3 protein-coding genes are annotated in these 4,304 nt (G+C 63.3%); all 3 read right to left on the bottom strand.

Annotation, left to right across the window (positions count from 1 at the left end; genetic code table 11):
- Nucleotides 1-314 (bottom strand): sulfite oxidase heme-binding subunit YedZ (locus tag VMR03_RS12600; protein WP_414693183.1); only part of this gene is annotated, 314 nt, incomplete at its 3' end.
- A 2-nt stretch (nucleotides 315-316) separates the two neighbouring features.
- The gene (gene msrP / locus VMR03_RS12605; protein ID WP_325405726.1) at nucleotides 317-1,249 is read right to left on the bottom strand and encodes a protein-methionine-sulfoxide reductase catalytic subunit MsrP; all 933 of its coding nucleotides are present in this window, start codon (nucleotides 1,247-1,249) and stop codon (nucleotides 317-319) included.
- Between the two features lie 82 nt (nucleotides 1,250-1,331).
- On the bottom strand, nucleotides 1,332-4,304 hold a 2,973-nt coding region (gene mfd, locus VMR03_RS12610; protein WP_325405728.1), incomplete at its 5' end, for a transcription-repair coupling factor.

Raw genomic sequence — 4,304 nt, forward strand, 5'->3', positions numbered from 1 at the left:
ATCGCCGAAATATCGAGGCCCTGATCGAGGCCGAGATAAAGCGACAGGTGGATGCAGACGTAGAAGAACGCATAGAGCCCGATCATGCGGCGAAAGCGGATGGGCAGCGGATTTTTCAGGATGCGCGCCAGCGGTGTCAGAAGCAGACCTGCGACAAGCAATTTAATCGCCCAATCGCCCGTGGTGCGGATCAGCGTTTCGACGGGATCGGAGCCGAGATCACCGGTGAAGGTGCGATAGACGAGGTCCGCCGCAGGCAGGAGACAGCCAATGAAGACGACGAACCAAAGGATGCGGCGGTTTCTTTCGCTCATGGTCAGAAATAGGTCTTGAGGTCCATGCCCTTGTAAAGGCTGGCTACCTGATCGCCATAGCCGTTGAACATCAGCGTCGGGCGGCGGAGGAAATCGCCGATGCGGCGCTCCTTGGCCTGCGTCCAGCGCGGGTGATCGACATTCGGATTGACGTTCGAATAAAAGCCATACTCGCTCGGGTTTGCCGTGTTCCAAGCCGTCGCCGGCTGATCGCTGACGAAACGGATGCGCACGATCGACTTAGCGCCCTTGAAACCATATTTCCACGGCACCACGAGGCGGAGCGGCGCGCCGTTCTGGTTTTTCAACGTCTCGCCATAAAGACCGACGGCGAGAATGGTCAGCGGGTGCATGGCCTCGTCCATGCGCAGGCCCTCGCGGTAAGGCCAATCGAGATAGGGATAAGCGAGGCCGGGCATGCTCGCGCGATCGGCAATCGTCGTGAACTCGACGAAGTTCGCCTTCGATGTCGGATCGACATGCTTGATGAGGGCGGATAGCGGAAAGCCGTTCCATGGGATCACCATCGACCAGGCTTCGACACAGCGATGGCGGTAGATGCGTTCCTCGATGGGCGCGAGTTTCAGAATATCCTCGATGCCGAGCGTCATGGGCTTGGCCACCTCGCCCGAAATCTCGACCGTCCATGGCCTCGTCTTCATGGCGCCCGCATTCGCCGCCGGATCGCTCTTGTCGGTGCCGAACTCGTAGTAGTTGTTATAGGTCGTCACGTCCTTAAGCGGCGTCAGCTCCTCGCCCGTGGTCGACAGCGGACTCTTTGCCGCTTGCAGCGGCGTGGCCTGCGCCCATTGACGCGGAAGCGCGAGGCCTGCTCCGAGCACGGCGGCGCCCGTCATGAAGCGTCTCCGGTCGAGCCAGAGGGATTTCGGCGTGATGTCCGACGAGGGAATATCCAGCTTCTTTCCGATCAGCATGCGCGATGCTCCTTTGGAAGGGAGTATCGCAGCACGAGGCCGGTCACGACAAATCGCGTTTGCGTGAACGAAACCCGGCGGTTCAGGCCGCTTTGGCCGGCGTGACCATGCCAGCCAGCGTTTTCATCAGGCGATAAGTGCCGGCGAGGCGTTCCGCAGGCGTGTCCCAGTCGCGCTTGAACACGAGCTTGTGATCGGGGCGCAGCTTCGCGTTGCCGCGTTCGTCGTTGATAAGTTCGACCAGTCCGCCCGGGTTCGGGAAGGTATTGTCCCGCAAGGACAGAACGATGCCCTTCGGCCCCGCCTCGATCTTTTCGACGTTCGCGATGCGGCACATGCCCTTGATCTCGACGATCCTGAGCAGGAACTCGACTTCCTCCGGCAGCTTGCCGAAGCGGTCGATGAGTTCGGCCGCGAAGCCGTCGATCTCGGCCCGCGTTTCGACATCGGACAGCCGGCGATAAAGCGCCATGCGCGCGTCGAGGTCCGGCACGTAGCTTTCGGGGATGAGAACCGGCGTGCCGACATTGATCTGCGGCGACCAATGGCCCTCCTCGTCCTCGCCGGCGCCACCGCCGCGAAGCGCGGCGACCGCCTCCTCCAGCATTTCCTGATAAAGCTCGTAGCCGACTTCCTTGATGTGGCCGGACTGTTCGTCGCCGAGAAGATTGCCGGCGCCGCGAATGTCGAGATCGTGGCTTGCAAGCGTGAAGCCCGCGCCGAGCGAGTCCAGCGATTGCAGCACGCGGAGGCGTTTTTCGGCGGCGGGCGTCATGGTGCGGTTCGGTGCGACGGTGAGGTACGCATAGGCGCGCGCTTTGGACCGGCCGACGCGGCCGCGTATCTGATAGAGCTGCGCAAGGCCGAACATATCGGCGCGGTGGACGACGAGCGTGTTCGCGGTCGGAATGTCGAGGCCGGATTCGACGATGGTCGTCGAGACCAGCACATCGTACTTGCCGTCATAGAAGGCGTTCATCTTGTCTTCGATTTCGCCCGGCGCCATCTGGCCATGTGCGGTGATCGTCTTCACCTCGGGCACGTAATTCGCGAGATATTCCTGCGCGTCGGCCAGATCGGCGATGCGCGGCACGACATAGAAGCTCTGACCGCCGCGATAATGCTCGCGCAGCAAAGCTTCGCGTATGACGACAGCGTCGAAGGGCGAGACGTAGGTGCGCACGGCGAGACGATCGACCGGCGGCGTCGCGATGATCGAGAGCTCGCGGACGCCCGAAAGTGCGAGCTGCAATGTGCGCGGGATCGGCGTCGCGGTCAGCGTCAGCACATGCACCTCGGCGCGCATCTGCTTCAGGCGTTCCTTGTGACCGACGCCGAAATGCTGTTCCTCGTCGACGATCATCAGACCGAGATTCTTGAACTTGACGGCCTTGCCGAGCAGCGCATGCGTGCCGATGACGATGTCGATGTCGCCGCTGATAAGGCCCGACTTCGTCTCGGACATTTCCTTGGCCGGCACGAGGCGCGACATCTGGCGGACTTTCAGCGGCAGTCCCTGAAAGCGCGCGGCGAAGGTCTTGTAGTGCTGGCGCGCGAGCAGCGTCGTCGGCACGACGACGGCGACCTGGTAGCCGGCCATGGCGGCGACGAAGGCGGTGCGCAACGCTACTTCCGTCTTGCCGAAGCCCACGTCGCCGCAGATGAGGCGATCCATCGGACGGCCCCGGCCAAGGTCTTCGAGCACGGCCTCGATCGCCTGCTCCTGATCTTCCGTCTCCTGAAACGGGAAGCGGGCGCAGAATTCATCATAGAGACCGGGTTGGGGCTCCATGACCGGCGCCGTCTTCAACTCGCGGGCAGCGGCGATCTTGATGAGTTCGCCCGCCATCTCGCGGATGCGGCTCTTGAGCTTGGCCTTGCGCGCCTGCCAGCCCGTGCCGCCGAGACGGTCGAGCTGGGCGCTCGCCTCGTCGGAACCGTAGCGCGACAGAAGTTCGATGTTCTCGACCGGCAGATAGAGCTTGTCGCCGCCGTGATAGGTCAGCAGCAGGCAGTCATGCGGCGCGCCCATGACCTCAATGGTCTGAAGGCCCTCGAAGCGCCCGATGCCGTGATCGACATGGACGACGAGATCCCCCGGCGAAAGGCTTGAGGCTTCGCGCAGGAAGTTCTCCGCGCGTTTCTTGCGGCGCTGACGGATCAGGCGGTCGCCGAGGACGTCCTGCTCGCTGATGAGGGCGAGGTCGGCGGTTTCGAAACCAGCCTCGAGACCGAGAACAATCAGCGAAACCGTCGCCTTGTTAACAGCGTTTACATCGGTCCAGCTTTCCGCGAGCTCGACCTGGCGGATGCCGTGATCGCCGAGCACGTTGGACAGGCGGTCGCGGGCGCCTTCGCTCCAGCTCGCGATGGCGATGCGTTTGCCGGCCTTGCGGAGGCCGGCGATGTGCCCGCCCAGCACTTCGAAGATGTTGACGCCGTCCTGCGCGCGCTCCGGCGCGAAGCTGCGACCCTGCTTACCGCCGAGATTGACGCTATTGCGTTCGCCGTCCGGGACGGAAAATGGCGTGAAGGCGCGGACCGGACGTTCGCCGCCGAGCGCCGCCTGCCAGTCTTCGTCGGTGAGATAGAGCGTCTCGGGCTTCAGCGGTTTGTAGATGCTGGCCTCGATCGTCTTGACCTCCCGGGCGGCGACGCGGGCCTCGTAATAGTCGCGGATGAGGTCGAGCCGCCCGGCTTTCGATTCTTCGGCCAGCCCGTCCAGCGCCACCAGCGCCTCGGGCAGGTAGTCGAAAATGGTGACGAGCTTGTCGTGGAAGAGCGGAAGCCAGTGCTCCATGCCCTGATGCTTGCGGCCTTCGCTGACGGCCTCGTAGAGCGGATCTCGGTCCGTTGCCGCACCGAAGGTCGCGATATAGGCAGCGCGGAAATGACGGATCACCCCGGCGTCGAGATGGATCTCGCTTGCCGGTACGAGATCGAGGCCGTGCAGCGTTCCGGTGGTGCGCTGGCTCTCCGGATCGAAGCTCCGGACCGAATCCAGCGTATCGCCGAACATGTCGAGGCGGACGGGCGCGTCGAAGCCCGGCGGGAA

The sequence above is a fragment of the Parvibaculum sp. genome (genome assembly GCF_035511255.1).
Classification (GTDB): domain Bacteria; phylum Pseudomonadota; class Alphaproteobacteria; order Parvibaculales; family Parvibaculaceae; genus Parvibaculum.